At 61.1% G+C, this 21,315-nt stretch carries 23 protein-coding genes and 3 tRNA genes; 11 read left to right on the top strand and 15 right to left on the bottom strand.

All coding sequences use genetic code 11. The features are described from left to right. The coding region (locus AC3WWH_RS08605) for a helix-turn-helix domain-containing protein (RefSeq protein WP_492376905.1) at window positions 1-578 on the bottom strand (578 nt) is incomplete at its 3' end. Between the two features lie 303 nt (window positions 579-881). Between AC3WWH_RS08605 and AC3WWH_RS08600 the strand changes: the two genes are divergently transcribed. Next, on the top strand, window positions 882-1,829 hold the full coding sequence (locus tag AC3WWH_RS08600) for a phosphoribosylaminoimidazolesuccinocarboxamide synthase (RefSeq protein ID WP_057256106.1): 948 nt from the start codon (window positions 882-884) through the stop codon (window positions 1,827-1,829). A gap of 32 nt (window positions 1,830-1,861) precedes the next feature. On the opposite strand, the gene AC3WWH_RS08595 is transcribed toward AC3WWH_RS08600, so the two are convergent. From AC3WWH_RS08595 to metG, 3 genes are read right to left on the bottom strand one after another with little or no spacing between them, the layout of a single operon-like run. Next, window positions 1,862-2,698: an MBL fold metallo-hydrolase gene (locus AC3WWH_RS08595; protein ID WP_057256049.1), complete on the bottom strand. Its 837-nt coding sequence runs from the start codon at window positions 2,696-2,698 to the stop codon at window positions 1,862-1,864. Window position 2,699: 1 nt separating this feature from the next. Continuing rightward, the gene (locus AC3WWH_RS08590) at window positions 2,700-3,479 is read right to left on the bottom strand and encodes a TatD family hydrolase (protein ID WP_058322496.1); all 780 of its coding nucleotides are present in this window, start codon (window positions 3,477-3,479) and stop codon (window positions 2,700-2,702) included. 12 nt (window positions 3,480-3,491) lie between these two features. Further along, the gene (gene metG, locus AC3WWH_RS08585) at window positions 3,492-5,045 is read right to left on the bottom strand and encodes a methionine--tRNA ligase (protein ID WP_058322495.1); all 1,554 of its coding nucleotides are present in this window, start codon (window positions 5,043-5,045) and stop codon (window positions 3,492-3,494) included. A gap of 178 nt (window positions 5,046-5,223) precedes the next feature. Here metG and AC3WWH_RS08580 point away from each other — a divergent pair, with 178 nt between their 5' ends. Continuing rightward, window positions 5,224-5,529: a nucleoside triphosphate pyrophosphohydrolase family protein gene (locus AC3WWH_RS08580; protein ID WP_058322494.1), complete on the top strand. Its 306-nt coding sequence runs from the start codon at window positions 5,224-5,226 to the stop codon at window positions 5,527-5,529. On the opposite strand, the gene AC3WWH_RS08575 is transcribed toward AC3WWH_RS08580, so the two are convergent. From AC3WWH_RS08575 to AC3WWH_RS08560, 4 genes are all read right to left on the bottom strand, one after another. Then, on the bottom strand, window positions 5,524-6,555 hold the full coding sequence (locus tag AC3WWH_RS08575; protein ID WP_058322493.1) for a DNA polymerase III subunit delta': 1,032 nt from the start codon (window positions 6,553-6,555) through the stop codon (window positions 5,524-5,526). The genes AC3WWH_RS08580 and AC3WWH_RS08575 overlap by 6 nt on opposite strands. Next, on the bottom strand, window positions 6,552-7,232 hold the full coding sequence (gene tmk / locus AC3WWH_RS08570) for a dTMP kinase (protein ID WP_373419872.1): 681 nt from the start codon (window positions 7,230-7,232) through the stop codon (window positions 6,552-6,554). The genes AC3WWH_RS08575 and tmk overlap by 4 nt, the downstream gene beginning before the upstream one ends. A 224-nt stretch (window positions 7,233-7,456) precedes the next feature. Next, window positions 7,457-8,617: a D-alanyl-D-alanine carboxypeptidase family protein gene (locus AC3WWH_RS08565; protein ID WP_058322492.1), complete on the bottom strand. Its 1,161-nt coding sequence runs from the start codon at window positions 8,615-8,617 to the stop codon at window positions 7,457-7,459. Between the two features lie 63 nt (window positions 8,618-8,680). Beyond that, on the bottom strand, window positions 8,681-9,712 hold the full coding sequence (locus AC3WWH_RS08560) for a septal ring lytic transglycosylase RlpA family protein (RefSeq protein ID WP_058322506.1): 1,032 nt from the start codon (window positions 9,710-9,712) through the stop codon (window positions 8,681-8,683). A 313-nt stretch (window positions 9,713-10,025) separates the two neighbouring features. Between AC3WWH_RS08560 and AC3WWH_RS08555 the strand changes: the two genes are divergently transcribed. Next, a tRNA-Ser gene (locus AC3WWH_RS08555) sits at window positions 10,026-10,115 on the top strand. A gap of 146 nt (window positions 10,116-10,261) precedes the next feature. On the opposite strand, the gene AC3WWH_RS08550 is transcribed toward AC3WWH_RS08555, so the two are convergent. Together AC3WWH_RS08550 and AC3WWH_RS08545 are read right to left on the bottom strand one after the other, a co-directional pair. Beyond that, the gene (locus AC3WWH_RS08550; RefSeq protein ID WP_156433098.1) at window positions 10,262-10,981 is read right to left on the bottom strand and encodes a hypothetical protein; all 720 of its coding nucleotides are present in this window, start codon (window positions 10,979-10,981) and stop codon (window positions 10,262-10,264) included. A gap of 8 nt (window positions 10,982-10,989) precedes the next feature. Continuing rightward, on the bottom strand, window positions 10,990-11,685 hold the full coding sequence (locus AC3WWH_RS08545; RefSeq protein ID WP_156433097.1) for a hypothetical protein: 696 nt from the start codon (window positions 11,683-11,685) through the stop codon (window positions 10,990-10,992). Between the two features lie 259 nt (window positions 11,686-11,944). Here AC3WWH_RS08545 and AC3WWH_RS08540 point away from each other — a divergent pair, with 259 nt between their 5' ends. Together AC3WWH_RS08540 and lexA are read left to right on the top strand one after the other, a co-directional pair. Then, a complete protein-coding gene (locus AC3WWH_RS08540) occupies window positions 11,945-12,241 on the top strand; it encodes a hypothetical protein (protein WP_093232472.1) in 297 nt (98 codons plus the stop codon). 245 nt (window positions 12,242-12,486) lie between these two features. Beyond that, window positions 12,487-13,212, top strand: a complete 726-nt coding sequence (gene lexA, locus AC3WWH_RS08535) for a transcriptional repressor LexA (protein ID WP_058322489.1) — start codon at window positions 12,487-12,489, stop codon at window positions 13,210-13,212. A gap of 90 nt (window positions 13,213-13,302) precedes the next feature. Here the strand turns inward: lexA and AC3WWH_RS08530 are convergent, their stop codons facing one another. The 4 genes from AC3WWH_RS08530 to AC3WWH_RS08515 all read right to left on the bottom strand — a co-directional run bounded on the left by AC3WWH_RS08530 (window position 13,303) and on the right by AC3WWH_RS08515 (window position 15,252). Beyond that, complete coding sequence (locus AC3WWH_RS08530; RefSeq protein ID WP_058322505.1) at window positions 13,303-13,635, bottom strand: hypothetical protein; 333 nt, start codon at window positions 13,633-13,635, stop codon at window positions 13,303-13,305. Window positions 13,636-13,849: 214 nt separating this feature from the next. Continuing rightward, window positions 13,850-13,923 (bottom strand) — tRNA-Cys (locus AC3WWH_RS08525). 152 nt (window positions 13,924-14,075) lie between these two features. Continuing rightward, window positions 14,076-14,798, bottom strand: coding sequence for a thermonuclease family protein (locus AC3WWH_RS08520; RefSeq protein ID WP_058322488.1), 723 nt, complete (start codon window positions 14,796-14,798; stop codon window positions 14,076-14,078). Window positions 14,799-14,958: 160 nt separating this feature from the next. Further along, entirely contained in the window at window positions 14,959-15,252 is a 294-nt protein-coding gene (locus AC3WWH_RS08515; protein ID WP_058322504.1) for a hypothetical protein, read from the bottom strand. A gap of 159 nt (window positions 15,253-15,411) precedes the next feature. Between AC3WWH_RS08515 and AC3WWH_RS08510 the strand changes: the two genes are divergently transcribed. The 5 genes from AC3WWH_RS08510 (at window position 15,412) to AC3WWH_RS08490 (ending at window position 19,143) form a co-directional block, all read left to right on the top strand. Further along, a tRNA-Asn gene (locus AC3WWH_RS08510) sits at window positions 15,412-15,486 on the top strand. Window positions 15,487-15,582: 96 nt separating this feature from the next. Continuing rightward, entirely contained in the window at window positions 15,583-17,031 is a 1,449-nt protein-coding gene (locus AC3WWH_RS08505) for a cryptochrome/photolyase family protein (protein ID WP_058322487.1), read from the top strand. A 93-nt stretch (window positions 17,032-17,124) separates the two neighbouring features. After that, window positions 17,125-18,378: an SAM-dependent methyltransferase gene (locus tag AC3WWH_RS08500; RefSeq protein WP_113399351.1), complete on the top strand. Its 1,254-nt coding sequence runs from the start codon at window positions 17,125-17,127 to the stop codon at window positions 18,376-18,378. A gap of 80 nt (window positions 18,379-18,458) precedes the next feature. Further along, window positions 18,459-18,830, top strand: a complete 372-nt coding sequence (locus tag AC3WWH_RS08495; protein WP_058322485.1) for an SMR family transporter — start codon at window positions 18,459-18,461, stop codon at window positions 18,828-18,830. Next, window positions 18,817-19,143 carry an SMR family transporter gene (locus tag AC3WWH_RS08490; RefSeq protein ID WP_057255992.1) on the top strand — a complete coding sequence of 109 codons (327 nt, stop codon included), beginning with the start codon at window positions 18,817-18,819 and terminating at the stop codon, window positions 19,141-19,143. The genes AC3WWH_RS08495 and AC3WWH_RS08490 overlap by 14 nt, the downstream gene beginning before the upstream one ends. On the opposite strand, the gene AC3WWH_RS08485 is transcribed toward AC3WWH_RS08490, so the two are convergent. Beyond that, window positions 19,131-19,970, bottom strand: coding sequence for an SDR family NAD(P)-dependent oxidoreductase (locus tag AC3WWH_RS08485; protein WP_058322484.1), 840 nt, complete (start codon window positions 19,968-19,970; stop codon window positions 19,131-19,133). The two genes, AC3WWH_RS08490 and AC3WWH_RS08485, sit on opposite strands and share 13 nt — an antisense overlap. Before the next feature lie 304 nt (window positions 19,971-20,274). Between AC3WWH_RS08485 and AC3WWH_RS08480 the strand changes: the two genes are divergently transcribed. Then, the gene (locus tag AC3WWH_RS08480; RefSeq protein WP_058322483.1) at window positions 20,275-21,315 is read left to right on the top strand and encodes a cysteine synthase A; all 1,041 of its coding nucleotides are present in this window, start codon (window positions 20,275-20,277) and stop codon (window positions 21,313-21,315) included.

Here is a 21,315-nt window from a genome sequence, read left to right as displayed (position 1 = left end):
GTCGCGTGCAGATAGTCGAAGGTGTTCTCCGAGCCCGCAAAGCGTAAGTGCAACAGCTTGCCGGTGGCATCGTCGATGTAGACGAGCAGGGCGCATTTGGGACCACGGTTCTCGAACCACCAATGATGCGACCCATCGATCTGGACCAGTTCGCCGAAACAATCGCGCCGGCCGCGCGGCTGGAAGACCCGCTTCTTGCGTTCGCGGCGCGACACCCAGAGGCCGGCTTCCATCATCCACTGACGCAGCGTCTCCTTGCTGACGGCGATCCGGTGGCGTTCGAGCAGCTTCTCGGCGGCCAACGTCGGTCCGAAATCCACGTAATGCTCACGCACCAGGTCGAGCACCAGGTTGCGAAAATCCTCGCTGTGACGCCGGTTGCTCGGACGGCCGCGCTTCTTCGAAACAAGACCGTCGGCGCCGGCCAGGTCATAGGCCTGCAACAGCCGATGGACCTGACTGCGGCTAAGACGAAGCAGCTCGGCCGCCTCGACGACGGTCAGGCTACGCCCACGAATCCGCTGGATCAGTTCAAGACGATGCAATTCTTTCTGCGACATGGTGATCAAACAAGACATGACGACTCCGAACGCTCATGGTCTCAACCACGCTTCACGTCGCCAGTCTTCCTTCCAAACGTTGACGTTTGACCAGCATCCCGAGAGGCGACGACTGTCGCATCTCTAACTGGCTCATATGTCGCATCTCTAAAATGCCGCTACACACAAGGATCACATAAGATAGATTATGGAACTACCGAATATGCCGGAAAACATGGATTGCGGCTGATCCTTGCCTTGCCGCGCTTGACCCGGCCTTTCCGGCCTGCTTAGCGTTCCAGCACCGAAGCACCACTTTCAAGGCCAGATGTGATGAGCGAATTGCGCGTTCTTTCAGATGCTTTCATTCCAGAACTGCCAAACCGCTACAAAGGCAAGGTTCGCGAAAACTACGATCTGCCCGATGGCAACCGTATCATCATCGCCACGGATCGGCTGAGCGCCTTCGACGTCATCCTGACCTCGATCCCGAACAAAGGTCACGTGCTGACGCAGACCGCGCGCTACTGGTTCGAGGAAACCGCCGACATTTGCCCGAACCATGTGGTCAGCTATCCGGACCCCAATGTCGTCATCGGCAAGCGGCTCGACATTCTGCCGGTTGAGGTCGTCGTGCGCGGTTATCTTGCCGGCACCACCAGCACCTCGATCCTGACCAAGTACCGCAATGGCGAACGTGAGATGTACGGCATCACCTTGCCGGACGGCATGCGCGACAACGAGAAGCTGCCGCAGCCGATCATCACGCCCACCAGCAAGGCTTTCGACGGCGGTCACGACGAGCCGCTCTCGGCCGAAGCGATCCTCGAGCAAGGACTGCTGACGAAAGAGCAGCTGGATACGGTCTGGCAATATGCGCTGGCTCTGTTTGCCCGTGGCCAGCAGCGCGCCGCCGAACGTGGCCTGATCCTCGTTGACACCAAATACGAGTTCGGTACCGACGAAAACGGCACGATCATTCTTGCCGACGAGATCCATACGCCCGATAGCAGCCGCTATTGGATCGCCGACAGCTACCAGCAGAGCTTCGAACGCGGCGAGCGCCCGAAAAGCTTCGACAAGGATTTCGTGCGCGCCTGGGTCACCGCGCGCTGCGACCCTTACAAGGATCCGATCCCAGAAATTCCAGTCGATCTCATCGAGCAGACATCTGCGGTCTATATCGAGGCTTTCGAGACGATCACCGGTCAGCGCTTTGTCCCGGACCTTTCAGGCGCATCGGTTCTGGAGCGTATCCGCACCAATCTGGCGCCCTATTTCTCCAAGTGAATCCGTATATTAGATAAGAATGCTAATCTGATTTACGCGTCACCAGACGTCGGATCGCCGACGTCGAATTCGAGCCGCATCATGTCGTAGGCCGGCTCGATATGATCGGGCGTTTCGCCCTGAACCGTGTCGTAATCCAGCGGCACATGCATGTGCGTCAGTACCGCCCGCTTCGGCTGCAGTCTGGCGATCCAGCCGAGCGACTGCACCAGCGACAGATGGCTCGGGTGGAACTTATACTGCAGGGTGTCGAGAACCAACAGATCGAGACCGTCGAGCTTGGCGACGGTTTCGGCGGGAAAGTCGCTGACATCGCTGCAATAGGCAAAGTCGCCGACTCGGAACCCGAGCGAATGGATGTTGCCGTGAAACTGCATCAGCGGCCGGAACGGGATCGGCCCGCCGGCACCGTTGATCACCACAGGCGATAGATCGTCGGGAATGATCCGCGGCTCGACGATCGGTGGGTAACCGCTGCCGGGCGGTGATTCCAGGCAATAGCCGAATCCCTCGCGGATTCGCCCCATCGTATAGGCATCGGCCCAGATCGGCACCCGCCTCCGGTTTTCAATGACATAACCGCGCAGATCGTCGATGCCATGCAGATGATCGGCATGGGAATGGGTGTAGAGCACCGCATCGATGTGGTGCACCCCTGCTGCAACCATCTGCGCGCGAAAATCCGGACCAGTGTCGATGACGACGGTCGTCTTGCCACCATCGGGCGCGGTCTGCTCGACCAGCAAAGCGGCGCGCATGCGCCGGTTCTTCGGATTGTCCGGATTGCAGGCGCCCCAGTCACCGGTGATGCGCGGCACGCCCGGCGACGAGCCGCAGCCGAGAATGGTGAAGGCGCGCCGGAACGCCACGTCAGACCCTCGGCATCTTGGAGAAGATGCGGAAGGCGTTTTCCGTGGTGATCCTAGCGATCTCCCCGTTGCTCACACCGATCGTTTCGGCGAGCACGGCAGCCGTATGGGCGACATAGGCCGGCTCGTTGCGCTTGCCGCGGAACGGCTTCGGCGCGAGATAAGGCGCGTCGGTCTCGACGATCATCCGGTCGTGCGGCACGGTCTTGGCGATCTCGCGCAACTCTTCGGATTTCGGAAAGGTCAGGATGCCCGAGAAGGAGACGTAGCCGCCGAGCTCGACGCCGATACGCGCGAGGTCAGGGCCGGACGAGAAGCAGTGCAGAAGGAAAGGGAAGGCCCCCTTCCCTGTTTCCTCGGTCAGGATCGCCGCCATGTCTTCGTCGGCCGAGCGGCTATGAATGACGAGCGGCAAACCGGTTTCGCGCGCTGCGGCAATGTGCCGGCGCAGGCCTTCGACCTGGGCGTCACGCGGAGCGTTGTCATAGAAATAGTCGAGACCCGCCTCGCCAATCGCGACCACCTTCGGATGCACCGACAGCCGGACAAGATCTTCAGTCGTGATGTCCAGTTCCTCATCCGCATTGTGCGGATGCGTGCCGACGGAACAGAAGACATTCGGATAGGCCTCAGCGATCGCAAGGATCGTCTCGAACCGCTTCACGCGGGTCGAGATCGTGATCATCTGCTCGACACCCGCCTCATGCGCCCGCGCGACGATGGCGTCACGCTCCGCTTCGAAATCGGGAAAATCCAGATGGCAATGGGTATCGATCAGCATGCTCAAAGTGCCTTATTGCGCTTCCGGTGCAATGTAGCGCGGGAACACCGGCTTCGGCGCTTCAAGCGGCGTGCCCGACACGAGACGTCCCGCCTCGCCGAGGGCTGCGAAGTCGCGCTTGTCGGCGGGCGCCGCCACCAGGTCGAGCAGCTTTGCCGACGAGTCCGGCATGAAGGGCTGCAAGAGGATGGCGATCTGGCGCACCACTTCCGCCGTTACATAGAGCACGGTTCCCATGCGGGCCGGATCGGTCTTCTTCAGGGCCCAGGGCTCCTGGCCGGCGAAGTAGCGGTCCGTCTCGGAGACGACGGCGATGATCGCGGCCAGCGCCCGGTGGATCATCTGATTGCCCATCTCGTCGCGCGTGATCTCGTGCAGCGCATCTGCCGCCGCCAGCATCGCCTTGTCCTCGTCGGTCAAGGTACCGCAGACCGGGACCTGGCCGTCGCAGTTCTTGACGATCATCGACAGCGAGCGGCTCGCCAGGTTGCCGATGCCGTTGGCGAGATCGGAGTTGATGCGGGTCGCGATCCCCTCCTCGCTGTAGCTGCCGTCCTGACCGAATGAGACTTCACGCAGGAAGAAGTAGCGGATTTGGTCGAGGCCGAAATGTTCGACGAGGTTGAACGGATCGACGACGTTGCCGAGCGACTTCGACATCTTCTCGCCCTTGTTGAGCAGGAAGCCATGGGCAAAGACGCGCTTGGGCAGCGGCAGGCCGGCCGACATCAGGAAAGCCGGCCAATAGACTGCGTGGAAGCGGATGATGTCCTTGCCGATCACATGGATGTTGGCTGGCCAGAACTTGGCGCGTGGACCCTTGGGATCGTCGAGATAGCCGGTCGCGGTGATGTAGTTCGTCAGCGCGTCGACCCAGACATACATCACGTGCGCCGGGTCGTTCGGAACCTTGATGCCCCAGTCGAAGGTGGTGCGCGAAACCGAGAGATCCTTGAGACCCGATTTCACGAAGGAAATCACCTCGTTGCGGCGTTCGGCCGGACCGATGAAATCAGGATTTTCCTCATAGTGCTTCAGGAGCTTGTCCTGATAGGCGGAGAGGCGGAAGAAGTAGCTCTGCTCCTCGACCCATTCGACGGGCGTTCCCTGCGGGCCGTAGCGGACGCCATCGTCGCGCAGTTCGGTCTCGTTCTCCTGGTAGTAGGCTTCGTCCCGCACAGAGTACCAGCCGGCGTAGGAATCCTTGTAGAGGTCGCCCGCCTCGCCCATGCGAATCCAGATGTCCTGCGACGCATCGTGATGGCGCTTCTCGGTCGTGCGGATGAAGTCGTCGTTGGACGCATTCAATAGCACGGCCATCTTCTGGAATTCCGCGGAGTTGCGGTCGGCCAGTTCCTGCGGAGTCACGCCTTCCTTGCGTGCCGTCTGCTGCATCTTCTGGCCGTGCTCGTCGGTGCCGGTCAGGAAGAACACGTCACGTCCATCTAGGCGCTGGTAGCGCGCCATGGCATCCGTCGCGATCAACTCATAGGCGTGGCCGATATGCGGCCGGCCGTTCGGGTAGGAGATCGCGGTGGTGATGTAGAAAGGGGACGTGTCTCTCATAGGCGGATTCGATCTATCTCGGATTAAGCTACGCACGCTCTTAGCGCATACGCTCAAAGGAAGAAACATGCGATCCGTGAAAAGCCCGGTCGGAGAGGTCGCCGCTGGCGCAGCCAGCCTTGCGTAATCCGCATGCGCGACCTAGAACAAAACAGAAACAGACGGAAGAGGGTGAATCATGCTGGAGCGACTTGGCAGCCAATTTGAAACCGCCTCCGCCGGCTATGCCGGCGTGCACGGGATCGAGCGCGATCCCGACTGGTTCATCCTGAAGATGCAGGAGGAATTGGGGGAGCTGACGCAGGTCTGGAACAAGCTCAGCGGCCGCGGCCGACGCAACGGGAAATCAACGGACGAACTCAGGTCCCTGATGGCCGACGAGACCGCCGACCTGCTCGGGCATGTGCTGCTTTTCGCCCACCACCACAAGCTCGACCTGCAGGCGGCAATCGAGCGCAAGTGGCGCTTCCAGGCGGCGCTATAGCGCCGCTTTCAAATCGTCGAGCAGCGACAGGATGGTCTGCTTGCGGTCGAGATTGTAGGCGTCGCTGACGGTCAGCCGCTCGGTCACGGAAGCCGAAAGCCGCGCGAAGCGCTCGGCGCGCACGATGTCTCCCGCAATCGCGGCCTCCCGCGCGTCGCGCATGATGCGGTCACTTGCGAGAGCCTGGAAGAATTCGAAGATCGTTTCACTGTCCTTGCCCGAGAGCACGTCGGCCAGCTTGTGCATGTCCTTGCGGACCGCCGGGCCCTGCCCTGCGAGGATTCCTTCGAATGTCGCGGTAATTTCCAGTCCGCCATAATTGATGAGCTTCAGCGCTTCGGCGACGCTGCCATTGGCGGCCGCGACGATGCGCTCGGCGTTCTCGCCTTCGAGATCGAAACCGAGATGCGCCAGAGCCTGACTGAGCGGCGCGACGTCGAGCGGCTTCAGCCGCAGCGGCAGGCAGCGCGAGCGGATCGTCGGCAACAGTTTTCCGGGCGCATGCGTCAGCACCAGGAAGAGCGAGCGGTGCGGCGGCTCCTCGAGGATCTTCAGGATGGCATTGGCCGCATTCCGGTTGAGGTCGTCCGCCGGGTCGATGATGACGATGCGCCAGTTGCCCGTACCTGACGTCTGGCTGAAGAACTTGCCGGCGCGTCGGACCTCGTCAACGGTGATCGCGCCCTTCGCCCTGCCCGTCTTCTCATCGATCGGGCGGCTCAGGTGCAAGAGATTGTGCGAGGCGCCCGAGGCGAGCTGCCGCCCGATGGCGGAAGCCGGATCGGGATCGGAAATCGCTTCAGGCGCTTCCGCGGGTTCCGGATGTTTCAGGATGTGATGCGCAAAGCGAAAGGCAAGCGTCGCCTTACCAATCCCCTCCGGCCCTTCGATCAGGATCGCGTGGTGTCCCTTGCCGGAGCGATAGCTCTGCGCCAGGAAGCTTTCCGCCTGTTCGTGGCCGAACAGTCGATTGTTCTCGGCGGGCGCGATGGCGCCATCCAGGACGCCGCCTCTTTCCGCGCTCATGACACGACTTCCTCGGTCGACGTGTCGGTGCCGTCGCCATGCGGCAGGAGGGCCTCGACGAGGGAAAGCACCTCGGTGGCGATGGCCTCGACAGGCTGCGTCGCATCGACGACCCGGCATCGCTCGGAATCGCGCCTGGCGATATCGAGAAAGGCGTCCCGCCGTTTCTCATGCGTCTCCAGCTGCTCCTTCTCGAAACGATCAGGATTGTCGTCCCCGGCGCGGCGTTGCGCCCGCTCGAGGCCGATGCTCGCCGGCAGATCGAAAATCACGGTCCGATCCGGCACGACACCGTTGATCGCCACACGCTCCAGACTTTCGACGAAGCTTTGCTCCAGGTTGCCGGTGATGCCCTGATAGACGCGCGAAGAATCCATGAAACGGTCGCACAGCACGATCGTACCCTTGTCGAGCGCCGGCCGGATGACCTCTTCGACATGATCGCTCCGGGCCGCTGCAAAGAGGATCGCCTCCATCCTGACCCCGAAGGCCTCCGCGGCTCCCGAAAGAAGCACGTGGCGCACCGCTTCGGCGCCGGCTGAACCGCCAGGCTCGCGTGTCGTCAGCACCTCGTAGCCGCGCCCGCGCAGGGATTCGGCAAGAAGACGAAGCTGCGTCGACTTGCCGGCACCTTCCCCACCTTCGAATGTTACGAACAGACCTTTTTTCAGCGACACCATGCGTTCCCATATCGGCATGCGACCCAGGTCACGATGATTTCAGGTCGAATCGACCTGAAATCATCGTGACCTGTTCTAATAAGCTAGAGCGGAACGCGGGCGGAAAACCGCGCACACTTTCCTCATTCCGCTCTGGCCCTGTTTAACCGATTGGTCCGCCGTGTGAAACCGTCAGGTGGCGATGAATTGGCAGGAACCGCCCTCGCCGCAACCAGCTGCGGCTAAATCCAGAAAAACAGCAGTTCCTGCAGCGCATCGAGAGCACGGCTGGTCAGCGTGCCCTGCCCGACGGCGTTGGCGGTCTTGACCGGCACTTCGCGCAGCAGCTTCTCGCCGTTCCACAATTTGACGACGCCGACTTCCGTCCCCGCAGTTACCGGCGCCCGCAAGGGCCACTTATAGACGATCCGCGCCGTCAGCCGTTCCGGATTGTCGACCGGCAAAAGCACGTCGACCGGACCGCCGGCAACCAAGGCGACGTGGGCGGCATCGCCGCCATAGACGGCCGCTTCGCCAATCGCCTCCCCGTCGGCAAAAATCCGCTTCTTCTCGAAGGCGGTCATTGCCCAATCGAGCACCTTGCGGCTCTCCTCGATGCGCTCCTTGTCGGTTTCGAGACCGCCCATGGCGAGATAGACCCGGCGGTCGCCGCGCTGCAGCGAAGCGGCCAGGGAGAAACCGAAGCCTTCGGCAAAGCCGGTCGCCAGGCCGTCCACACCGATATTGGCCGCGATCAGCGGGTTCTTATTGCGTTGCAGGATCTTGTTCCATTCGAACTCCGGCTGCGAATAGAGCCTGTAGAGATCGGGATGTGCCTCGTGGAGGTGCCGAATGAGCGTTACCAGTTCGCTCATCGTGATCTGGTTGCCGGGATCCGGGAGCCCAGTGGCATTGCGGAACGTCGCAACCGGCATGCCAAGCTCGCGCGCGCGCGCCGTCATCCGCTCGGCAAAAGCGCCCTCATTCCCGGTCATGCCTTCAGCAAGGATAATGCAGGCATCGTTGGCAAGCTGGACCGCCACACCCTGCAGGAGGTCGGCGACGCGGATGCGGGATTTCAATGCGGCAAACATCGTCGAGGTGCCGGCGGGCGCACCGCCGGTGCGCCAGGCGTGCTCGGACACCTCGAAGGTGGTTTCGGCGGAAAGCTCGCCCTTGCCGAGAGCCTCGGCCACGACCTCCATCGTCATCAATTTGGCGAGCGATGCAGGCGGTATCGGTTGATTTTCGGCGCGTGAGAAAAGCACGGTGCCGGTTTCGGCATCGACAAGCAGGATCTGCTTTGCCTTGGTATCGAAAGCGGGCGCCGGTGTCTGCGCGAATACGGCGCCTGTAAACAGCGCAACGCCGAAAAACACCGCCGAAAACATCTTCATGCGCATGGGAAACTCCGGTTTCCCCTTGGGCATAGCAGCGTGGTCATTTTGGCACAACGCCGCCTGCGGTTAACGGACAGAACCGCTTGCTTTCTGGCGCTTGGCGTAATCGACAATCACTTGGGGGGTAAGCTGCTTCCGGTCGACCATAATCGCTTCAAACGGCGATTCGGCGTCGCTGACGCGGACTTCGACGTAAGCTGCAGCATAGGCCATGTTGCCATCGGGCATCGGGATGAACTCGGGCCGCTCACGCGGGATCGGGCCGATTTCCGGCAGCATCACGAACTCGTTCAGCGATTGCGGCTGGGCGAACTGCGGCACGGGAGCTGCGAGCGCCGTCACCGGTTCGCCAACATCGAGCGAGGCCTTTGCGGGGACGGTGATCGTGCCAAGGCTCTGTTTGCGGAACGGCTCGTTGGAGGCGACCATTACGCCGGTCGCGATCTGGCCTTCCGGCATCACGCTCGGGCCACGTTCGCCCTTCTGAACGTAGGACGCCATCAGATAGGGCATGTCGTTGCCTTCAAGCGGCGCGCGGCCGACATATTGCACGCGCACCTGCGCGCTGCCCTTGCGCTTGATATCGAGCATGTCGGCCGTCTTCGAGGAAACGTCGATGATCCGGCCGAATTCATAGGGGCCGCGATCGTTGACGCGCACAATGACGGACGTACCGTTTTCCATGTTGGTGACGCGCGCGTAGCTCGGCAGCGGGAACGTCGGATGGGCGGCCGACAGATGGGCCTTGTCATAGACCTCGCCGTTGGCGGTCAGGCGACCATGAAAGGCCGAGCCGTACCAGGAAGCCGTACCGGTCTTGTTGTAGCCGAAGTCTTCCCTCGGCTGATACCACTTGCCCTTGACCTGATAGGCCTTGCCGACCTGATAGCGTCCGCCGCCCTTGGGGATGTTGTTACCGGTGGCAACGCGCGGGCTCGCCTTCACGCCGTAAACGGATTCGGCGAAGTATTCCTTGCCCCGCGGCTTCTTTTTGATGCTCGACGTGGATCCGCAGGCCGCGAGCGTTACGCACAGCGCAGGAATTGCCGCAAGGCGCAGTCCCTTGACCAGATATGCCGCATTTTTACTGGATGTCATCTGTCCCACAACATCGATCGAATAAGCCGTACTCGAAACCTTCCGCTCGTGCCCCCAGCGGGAATCTCGGCGTCCCGAAACGGAACAGTCGATTAAACATGACAGCAACAAGGCGAAAATGCGAACTCATCCACAGATCAGCGCCGGATTTCATGCGTTATGGTTTACAGATGGTTACCGGCGGAGCGTGCCCGCGCACTCCAGTCCGGCCATCGAGAAAATCTTTCAGCGACGCATGTTAAATCTTGCAAAGCGACAGGGCTTCGCGCAATAACGCCGTGCCCGGTAAGCAGTTGACTGCGACTTCAGGCAAGGACAGGTGGCCGAGTGGTTTAAGGCTCTGGTCTTGAAAACCAGCGTACGGGAAACCGTACCGTGGGTTCGAATCCCACCCTGTCCGCCATTTTCCCAAGAAATATAGTCCGACGATGGACCGCCATCCCTGGCGGTGCTTCATTTTAACGAGCGCTTGTCGGCAGGCGTCAGCGCCGTGTGGTTCGCCTCGGGCAGACGACGACTGGGCCCTCCGCCTTTCACTCAAGCCGCAGGTTAGAGGCTGAACGGATCACGCGCTGAGCGTTTCTCGCTCGGCGCGTTGAACGGATCGGACTTCTTCTCCTTGGATTTGCGGCCCTCGTCGGCGATGATCTCATCCACGGCTCGCTGGCATTTCAGGAGTTCTTCCGCCGCCGGGCCGGTGCCGCGCAGACTGAGGTTTGCGACAACGCGATCGTCAAAGGCGATCGCCAACGTCCTTTTGCGCACGAACCCCGTCAGGAATTCCGCATCGGTGACGTTCACGAACAGGAACTTGCCGCTCTCGTCGCCGGCGGCGGTCGCCGCCGCACTCCAGGGATCGCTCTTGTCGAAGCGGAACGTCAGGTCATAGTCCTTGCCGACCTCGAGCGACTTCCAGTCGTCGCTGGCGAAACTCATGTAGAGTGGCGATTCGGAGCCCTTGGGATAGAACCCCAGGCGCAGCCTGATTCCGCCTTCGAATATCGACGTGATGAAACACGAGCCTTCCATCGACGTGTCGGAAGCAACGGTCCAGCCGCCGACTTCCTTCCATTTGATGATCTCGGACTCCTCAGCCACGGCCGGTCCCGTGGCCATCAGACAGCTCACCAACCCGAACAGCAATCTACGCATGCAAAACCCCCGTTTGCCCGCATTTTGATAGGTCGCCGCGTGACTGTCGAGGGTGGGTGACCCGCACCCATGCAAAATTTTAGGAATATTCACCTCTCCCCGCGGACCGACGCTCACGCCAAAGATCACATGGCAAAGGGATCTTTCGACGACTTGGTCTGGCCGCCGCCAGCAAAGGGGTCATTGTTTGGCGCATTCCCGCCGGCGCCCGCAAACGGATCGGCGGCCGCCCCCTGCCCGCCGTTTGGCATCAACGCAATCACCGCCTCCTGGCATTTGAACATCTCGCTGACGGCCTTCATCGAATCGCGCAGGCTGAGGCTCGCCACGACGCGCCCTTCGAACGCCAGCGCCAGCGTGTTCTTGCGCACGAATTCGGTGAAGAAGTCGGTGTTGGAGAAGTTGACGACCAGAGCCTTCGAGCCTGTGAGGTCCACGCCGAACGCGACAGCCGGCCACTGGCGGCCACGGTCGAGCTGCAAGGCGACGTCATACTCCCGCTGCGGCTCGATCGATTTCCAGTCGGCATTGCCGATCGAAAGAAACGCCAGGTTCGCCGATCCTCTCGGGTAAAAGCCGATTCGAAGGATCATTCCGGCGTCGTAGCTCGTCGCCGCATAGCACGAGCCGCCCAAGGACGGATCGGAGCCCACCGTCCAGGCATTGACCTCCTTCCAGATATTCGAACGCCCTTCTTCAGCAGAGGCCGCTCCCGCCGCCACCAACAGACAGAGAACCGCCAACGACAATCTACGCATGCAATCACCCCATTTTTCCCGCAAAGTTATCGTTTTTTTACTACCTGTCGAGACGTGCGACATCTTCACAACACGGATTTGTGCACGCCCGTAGCGAGGCCGCGACTTGGCGCAACCCATGCGATTGCGGCAAGGACGGCGCGCCAGGCTGAGGCGGCTTCGCCGCTGCGTGCCCCTGGCGCAAAACGGCCACAGCCTGCACCCAAAGAGCTGTTGAACACATGACAGTGATCGCCAAGCTTGCTGGACTTCGGAACGAAAGCGCGGTTCACATCGTTAACCGCCCCGTAGTCCCACCCTTGCATCAAAGTGGACGATCACCGTGCTTGCCGCCCTGCTTCTCGCTTCGATAGTCGCATCGCCTAATATGCCTGACGTCAAGCTCAGCGCCGCCACGGTGGACGAACTTCAGACCGATTTCGAGAGCGCCGTGCCATGCCATCAGATCGATGGACGCAAGGTGTGGAAGGGTGCGATCGCGTTCTACATCCAGTCGTTCGTCTATGATGGCGACAGGCCGGTCGCGACCGATGCGGCGGATGCCGTACTTCCAGAAGACAACAGCGCCGAGACGGTGAAGGAATTCGAAGACGCGTGCGCCGCCACGCAGCCGGCCTAGCCTCTTTGCACAAAAACGCTCGCGATTCGTTCGAATCGCCGTGCGTCGCGTAATGCGCTACGCCGCCGCCCTCCGTTTGGGCACGATCATCGCCCAAAGCCGCTCTGCTCCCGTAAAAGTGACCAATCGACACGCACAGACGCGCCAATTGTCTGAGTTCACGGAATTTTAGGCACTTGCGGAACACATATGGAACAGATAGTGTCTGTTCTTGATTTGTTTCACGCCTCTGGGAGCGACGTGCCATGCTGACCCGCAAGCAACAGGAATTGCTTCTCTTCATTCACGAACGCATGAAGGAGTCGGGCGTCCCACCATCTTTCGATGAAATGAAGGATGCGCTCGACCTGGCGTCGAAGTCCGGCATTCACCGCCTGATCACGGCACTCGAAGAACGCGGGTTCATTCGCCGTCTGCCGAACCGGGCTCGCGCGCTCGAGGTCATCAAGCTTCCGGAGGCTTACGTATCCAGCCAGCAGCAGCCCCGCCGCGGCTTCTCGCCCAGCGTGATCGAGGGCAGCCTCGGCAAGCCGCCAGTGGCCGCTCCTGCCGCACCGCCGAAGCCCGCGCCCGTGGCCGACAACACATCGGTTTCCGTGCCGGTCATGGGCCGCATCGCTGCCGGTGTGCCGATCTCGGCCATCCAGAATAACACGCACGACATTACCGTTCCGCTCGACATGATCGGCAACGGCGAACACTACGCTCTCGAAGTCAAGGGCGATTCGATGATCGAAGCCGGCATCTTCGACGGCGACACCGTGATCATCCGCAATGGCAATACGGCCAATCCCGGCGATATCATCGTGGCGCTCGTGGATGATGAGGAAGCGACGCTGAAGCGCTTCCGGCGCAAGGGCGCATCGATCGCGCTCGAAGCCGCGAACCCTGCCTACGAAACAAGGATTTTTGGGCCCGATCGGGTGAAGATCCAGGGCAAGCTCGTCGGGCTGATCCGCCGCTACCACTGATTCCGAGGGAAACCTGGCATCCGACCGAGCCTCGCCACCGCTTGCGGCTGCGAGGCTCTGTTTATTGAAGGCGACCTGAAGGCACGCCTCTTACTCGTGGATGGTGTACTCGCCGAGCTCGCAGAGGTCCTGCATGTCTTCGGTCGTATCGAGGCCGGAGCCTTCTTCGAACTCGAAGCGCATGTCGTACTTGCAGACCTCCCGGCCGTCGGCGATGGTGATCTCCATGTCTTCCCCTGGGTTCAGCACCTGCCGGCCGAAAACATCGTCTTCCCACTCGTTGACGCCCACAGGCGACGTATAGAAGTTCGTCAGCACTGCGCCCGTGTTGTTCTTCAGCTTGAAAACCAGATCCTCTGCCTGCGCCTCAAATGTGGTCGCAGCGAAGAGGGCCAAGGCCGTCAGGACAAGTTTCGTCTTCATATATGCCATTGCCTCCGTTTTGATGATGACGGACGCTACCGATGCGGCTGATGTCAGCGGAGTCATCGTTCCCCCTCTACCGATTTCACCGAAGCGATAAGATCCGATAGTGGCTTAGAAGACGTGGCTTGTGCGGGCGTGTGGAGGCAAACACACACAATCGCTCTGCCCTGAGGCAGAACGTCTATCCGCACTAAAATGAGGTGAGAGTTATTGGAGGCCTCGCCCGGAATTGAACCGGGGTACAAGGATTTGCAGTCCTCTGCGTCACCACTCCGCCACGAGGCCTCACAGCTCGGATAACCGAGCGTTGGCGCGGATTTAGAATGATTGCAGAAAAACCGCAAGAGGCATTTTCCGAAAAACGCGCCGTCGATTTGTAAGACGGATACTTTCCACAGAGCGATCGCGAACCTCCGCCGATCGCATCTGGGGTGGCCTCAACACCAGGGCGTCGCGTGTCCTGTCCACGGCCGCACCAGCCCCTCGGATACGAGCACACGCCCGATAGACTGGTCGCCGCGGGTGACCAGCCGCAGCTTTTCACCGGCCTTGGCATCCTGACGGCCGCTCGCCGTTTCCAGCCTGAAGTCACCCGCATTCAACAATTCGCGCAGGCGCTGCTTGGCATAGAAGCCGCGCGAACGTTCCTTGTCGCAGCTTGCCTGGCGAATACGCGGCGCATCGACGTCTGCGACGCGGATCGTTTCGCCGTGGTACAGGAAGGTGGCGCCGTCGATCACGCAGTTGTCGTTGCGAATCCCGCAGAAATAAAACTGATCCGTGCGAACGGATGCCGTCTTCACTTCCTCACTGGGCCGCACCACGGGTGTCGGCGCCTTGGCGCCGACGTCAACGGACGGCACCGGAGCGGCAAGGGCAACTCTTGTCACCGGATTCGGCTTCCGCTTCTCCGCCTGTTGCGCGGGACGCTCGTCCGCTTTCTGCGCGACACGAACGGGCTTCGGCCTCGACTCGTGTCGGGACGTGGACGCGACCACGTCCGATACCACCGGCCAATGTTTCAGTTCGGCGCGATGATCGTAAGCGACCACGCCGCCGACAGTGAGTGCGGCGGCCAGATACCACGGCGCCATACCGCCTTGTTTGCCCCTGCTCCGACCGGAATTCCGGCTTCGACGTTTCGTAGTGGCTTTGGCCATGCGTCCCCATCCTGATTCGCGACCGCATTATGCGTTTGATGGGTTGCCGAAAAGTTTTCGGCGGCCTCCCTCAACAAAGGGTTCAGCCGCTTCGCTGGGAATCAATTGGCAGAGAATCGAAGCCGAGGCATCCGGGACGGTTGACCGCAATAGCTCCGGTTCACGAGCCGTTCGAAGAATTGGCTCGTCCGCGCCAGCGCGCCCACCAGACAGCCAGCCGACGCCGGCGACGGCGGACGGATGGGATATCGTGCGAAAGCACGATGAGGCCCAACGGTATCATCCAGAAGCCGAGCACCGGCAGAAAGCCGAGAAAACCAAAGAAGATCAGGAGCGAGCCCAACAGGATACGCAGCAGTGGCGATTCCGGCAGCGTGATGCGCCACTTCCCGAGCACGATCTGACGCGTCTGCGGATCAATCCCGAAATGCGTCTGCTTCCTGTTTTTATTCATCATTCCCTATCCGGCATCTTTTCCCACAATTGGGGACTTCTCCACAGCCTGGCAACCGAACTTGTCATTTTTTTTGAAAAAACCGCTTGGCAAATCGGAAAAGCATGCGTATTAGCAGCCTCACTTCTGAAGCGCACAGCGAAACAGCGGCGCGGATGATCCCTGGTAGCTCAGCGGTAGAGCATTCGACTGTTAATCGACAGGTCGCCGGTTCGAATCCGGCCCGGGGAGCCAGTTTCGAAAAGAGCCATTTGCAGAAATGCGAATGGCTCTTTTTTCATTTTGCACCTAAGTTCCCCCGGTGATCAATCCCAGTCCTAGATAGCACCTATGACAAAGGCGGCGCCCATCATCGTCTGGTTCCGCAAGGACCTGCGCCTTGGCGACAACAGGGCCCTTGCGGCTGCGGCCAATGAGGCTGCCGTCATTCCGCTCTATATCCGGGAGCCGAACGAAAGCGGCAACGGTCCGCTGGGCACGGCGCAGCAATGGTGGCTGCACCATTCGCTGGAAGCGTTGGGGGCTCGACTGGGCCGGATCGGCTCGCGACTCATTCTCCGCTCCGGCGACCCACTGGACGTCCTCAGCGAGATGGCGCGCCTATCGGGAGCGAAGCGCGTCCATTGGAATCGCCGCTACGACCCGTGCGGCATCGCCACCGATACGGCCCTGAAGAAAGCACTCGCAGCTCAGGGCATCGCGGCCGAGAGCTTTGCCGGGCAATTGCTGCACGAACCCATGCGCTTGTTGACGACGACCGGTAGGCCCTATCGCGTCTTCACGCCTTTCTGGCGCGCGCTCGAAGCGAAGGTTGAGCCGGATCCGCCGATCGACGAGCCGCAAAAGATCGCGACGCCGGAAAGCTGGCCCGCTTCAGAACAGCTTGACGCGTGGTCGCTTCTGCCAACGAAACCGAACTGGGCAGCGACGTTCAGTGAAATATGGATGCCGGGGGAAAAAGGCGCGACCACCCGCCTCGACGAATTTATCGACGAAAAGCTTGCAGACTACAAAGTGCGCCGGGACCGTCCAGAGGCTGACGGCACATCCCTGCTCTCTCCTCACCTCGCCTTCGGAGAAATCTCGCCAGCGCAGGTCTGGCACGCGACGCAGGGAATCGAGACCGATGGCGGTGAAGGTGTTGCCACCTTTCGCAAGGAGATCGCGTGGCGCGAATTCTCCTACCATCTGTTGTTTCACTATCCCGAACTCCCGCGTCGCAATCTCGATCGCCGGTTCGATCGTTTCCGCTGGCTGAACGACGACGGCGATTTTTCCCGCTGGACCAAGGGTTTGACCGGATTCCCGATCGTGGACGCCGGCATGCGACAGCTCTGGCGGCATGGCTACATGCACAATCGCGTGCGCATGATCGCCGCCTCGTTCCTCATCAAGGACCTGCTGATCGACTGGCGGAAAGGCGAGCATTGGTTTCGCGACACCCTCGTGGATGCGGATCCGGCCAACAACGCCGCAAGCTGGCAATGGGTCGCTGGGTCGGGCGCGGATGCTGCGCCGTTCTTCCGGATTTTCAATCCTGTTCTCCAAGGCGAAAAATTCGACCCGGATGGAGCCTATGTGAAGCGATTCATACCGGAACTCGATCGGCTTGAGCCACGCTACATCCATCGCCCCTTTGCGGCTCCGGCTGCCGTGCTTTCGGGCGCCGGCATCGAGCTTGGCGCAACCTATCCAAAGCCGATCGTCGACCACGCCCTTGCGCGGGATCGGGCGCTTGCAGCGTTCCGCGAGATCACAAGCCCGCCGAGAGAACCGTAACGGATACAGGCCCCCGGTAGAAATCCATGGTTGGCGTCTCGAGCGATTGCCGCTAGGCTCACCTTACGGATGCAACAGCTGAGGGGGTGGTGTATGCGTGAGCTGGAAGCAAGTCTCGCCGCGTTCAACGGCGCACAGGAGCTTTCCGCCGAGAATCTCTCGATGGTCCTGCGGGATTTCCCATTGAAGGCACGCATGGTGCTCAGCGCGCTCGTGCATCTTCAGGCCGGGACATTGATGCTCACGGTGCCGGATGGCCGCAAACTGGTGATCAGGGGCAAGAGAGCGGGCCCAAGCGCGATCCTCACCTTGAACAACTGGAACCTGCCGCAACGCGCCGTGACAGGCGGCACGATCGGGGCGGCCGAAAGCTATATCGACGGCGACTGGGACAGTCCCGATGTCGGCGCTTTTCTCGAGCTCTTCCTCGTCAATGCCGAGATCGGCAAGCACTTCCCGAACCGGGCGCGCGGCCTGCTTCACCTTGTCGAAAAGTTCCTGCATTGGCGGAATGCCAATACGAAGTCCGGCGCACGCCGCAACATCTCCGCTCACTACGACCTCGGCAACGCCTTCTACAGCGAATGGCTGGATCCGAGCATGACCTATTCGTCCGCACTCTACGCCACCGGTGCCAACGACCTTCGCTCCGCGCAGGCGGCCAAATATCGCGCACTGGCGGAAGCCATCAACCTGCGCGCCGGCGACCACGTGCTGGAGATCGGCTGCGGCTGGGGAGGCTTTGCGGAATTCGCGGCGAGCGAGATCGGCTGCAAGGTGACCGGGTTGACGATCAGCCGCGAGCAACTGGCCTTCGCCCGCGAACGCATCCACCGGGCTGGCCTTGCCGACCGCGTCGAACTGAAATTCCAGGACTACCGCGAGGAAAAAGGCACCTATGACCGCATCGTCTCGATCGAAATGTTCGAGGCGGTCGGCGAAAAGTTCTGGGCGACCTATTTCTCACAGCTCAAGCGATGCCTGAAGCCCGGCGGCAAGGCCGGCCTGCAGATCATCACCATCAAGCCCGAAGCCTATGAGGAATACCGCGCCAATCCGGACTTCATCCAGAAATACGTTTTCCCGGGCGGAATGCTGCCGACGCGCGAACATCTCATCGACCTTGGCCGCCATGTCGGCCTGCGCATGATCAACGATTTCGGCTTCGGCATCGATTACGCCCGGACACTCGGCGAATGGCGCGAGCGCTTCTGGTCGGTCTGGAACAGGATCGAGCCGCTCGGCTTCGACCTGCGCTTCAAGCGGCTGTGGGAGTTCTATTTCTACTACTGCGAAGCCGGCTTTCGCGCCCGCAACATCGATGTCCGGCAAATCGTCTTCGAATAGGGATGCGCATCGCGCGTCTTTACCGCGTCACGCGTTGCGCTTAAGAGGCGGTCGTTCCAATTCTCTTTTGAAGGTTCCGCATGCGCCTTGCATGGTTTTTCCTCGCGCTCGCCATCGCGACCGAAGTGGTGGGGCTGACGGTGATGAAGGCCGCCTCTTCGAGCGGCTCTTATCTCGGCCACATCGTCATGTATGTCTCGATCGCGCTTTCCTACGTCTTCCTGGCCAAGGCCGTGAAGACGATCTCCGTTGGCGTCGCCTATGCGATATGGGAAGGTTCAGGCGTCGCGATCATCACGCTGGTTTCCGTCTTCGTCTTCGGCCATGTGTTGACCGGACGCGAAATGCTGGGGCTTTCGATGGCGATCGTCGGCATATTGCTCGTCAATGCCGGCGAACGCCATGACGAAGCCGAAGCCGCGGTGGAAGGAGCAGCCAATGAGCGCGCCTAGCATCTACTTCGCCTTGGCCGTGATGGCAGGCATCCTCGATGTCGCCGCCAACCTCGCCTCGACGAAATCGGAAGGGTTTGCCCGACGCGGCTGGGGCGCCCTCTCCATCCTGCTGGTGCTTGCCGCCTTCGCGCTGCTTGCCGAGGCCATCAAGGGCATGGAACTCGCTATCGCCTATGCCGTGCTTGGCGCGACCGGCATCTTCGGAACGGCCATCTGCGGACGGCTGCTCTTCGGACAGAAACTGAAGCCGATCGGCTGGGTCGGGCTTGGCCTCATCTTCGGCGCCGTGCTGGTGCTTCACACGGCCTGACGCCGATGCTCGCCGGAACCGGCGTGCTTCTTCGCTTCTCTTGCCTCGGTCACGACACCCGTCAGCCGCCTGATAAGAGCGAAATAGAGGCTATAGGGCAGCAGACGCATGAGCTTCACCGCATAGGTGAAATGCCGCGGAAAGGTGATTTCGAAGCGTCGGGACTTCAAACCCGCGATGATGCGATCCGCCGCCTGTTCGGAGGTGACGAGAGCCGGGCGCGGAAAGCGGATTCGTGCGGTGCCGGGCGTATCGACAAAGCCGGGGCAGATGATCTGCAGGCGGATGCCGATCCGATCGAGATCAAACTTGAGGCTTTCGGCCATATTGATCAGCGCAGCCTTGGAGGCACCGTAGGCGGCGCTGGTGGGCAATCCGCCATAGCCGGCGACGGAAGACACGATGGCGATGTGGCCGAAGCCCTGCGCCTTCATATGCGCGACGGCCGGCAGCAGGCAGTTGACCACCCCATTGAGATTGACTGCGAAACTCTTCTCGAAGGCTTCGCGATGGAGATCATCGCCTCGCACCGGGACGGCCACTCCGGCATTGAGGATCACCAATGACAGGTGGCCATGATCGTACTCGATCGCAGCCAACACGCGCTCCATGTCCTTTGGGTCGGTGACGTCGCCGTCGAGAACCGTGATCCTTCCGTCACCCGCCGCCTCATGCTGCAGGTCCACCAGCTTCTCGTGACTTCTGGCGGTGACGACCACCGAATAGCCTTCGCGCACCAACTTGAGCGCCAGCGCCCGCCCGATACCCGCGCTCGCGCCGGTAACCCAAGCCAGTTTATGTTCGGATTTCGCAGACTGAATACTCATCACTCACTCCTCGGCACGCGCCGGGAAACACGCACGCATCTCCTTGTGGGCGAAAAAGACTTGCCCGGCCCTTCATCGCGGCAACGCTCCTTGCCGCTGAGCCCCACATGCCTTGGAGACGATTTTTGTTCGGGACAGAGCGGCGGCGAAACGCTATTTCTTGCCTGAAGTGCAGGCTGAGCCGAAAACACGCCAACATTTCGGCGGTCCGGGATCGTTGTTGATTTTCGTCAGCCGCCGTTCGTATTTCCCTGGTACGTGTCGCCCTGCCCCGGCGCCTGTCCTCAAACACGAGGTTCTGAAAATGGCCATCCTACCGTCCGTCCTCGAAGCGATCGGCAACACACCCTTGATTCGGCTGAAGGCCGTGTCGGAGGCCACGGGCTGCGACATCCTCGGCAAGGCCGAGTTCCTCAATCCGGGGCAATCGGTGAAAGACCGCGCCGCACTCTGGATCATCCGGCAAGCGGAACGGAGCGGACAGTTGCGCCCGGGCGGGGTCATCGTCGAAGGCACGGCCGGCAACACCGGCATCGGGCTCGCGCTGGTCGGCCAGGCACTTGGCTATCGCACCGTCATCGTCATTCCGGAAACCCAGAGCCAGGAAAAGAAGGACGCCTTGCGGCTGCTTGGCGCCGAGCTCGTCGAAGTGCCGGCCGTTCCCTACAAGAACCCCAACAACTACGTGAAGATCTCCGGCCGGCTCGCCGAGCAACTGGCGAAGACCGAGCCGAACGGCGCCATCTGGGCCAACCAGTTCGACAACGTCGCCAACCGTGACGCGCACGTCGAAACCACGGCGCCGGAGATCTGGCGCGACACGGACGGCAAGGTCGATGGCTTCATCTGCGCCGTCGGCTCCGGCGGCACGCTCGCCGGCGTTGGACAGGGGCTGAAGGCGAAGAACCCGGCGATCAAGATCGGCCTTGCGGATCCGCAAGGGGCGGCACTCTACAACTTCTATACCAACGGCGAACTGAAGTCCGAGGGCAGCTCGATCACCGAGGGCATCGGCCAGGGCCGCATCACCGCCAATCTCGAGGGCTTCACGCCGGATTTCTCCTACCAGATTCCCGATTCGGAAGCGGTCCCCTATGTCTTCGACCTGATCGAGCGCGAAGGCATTTGCGTCGGCGGTTCGACGGGCATCAACATCGCCGGTGCCGTTCGTCTCGCCAGGGAGCTCGGCCCGGGACATACGATCGTGACGATCCTCTGCGACTATGGTAACCGCTATCAGTCGAAACTCTTCAATCCGGACTTCCTGGCCTCCAAGGGGCTGCCGGTGCCAAGCTGGTTGAAGACGTCTTCCCACATTGCGGTGCCATACGAATCAGTTGGATAG

The sequence above is a fragment of the Ensifer sp. EB106-03-01-XG145 genome (genome assembly GCF_058792075.1).
This window is presented reverse-complemented; position numbering and strand designations above follow the sequence as displayed.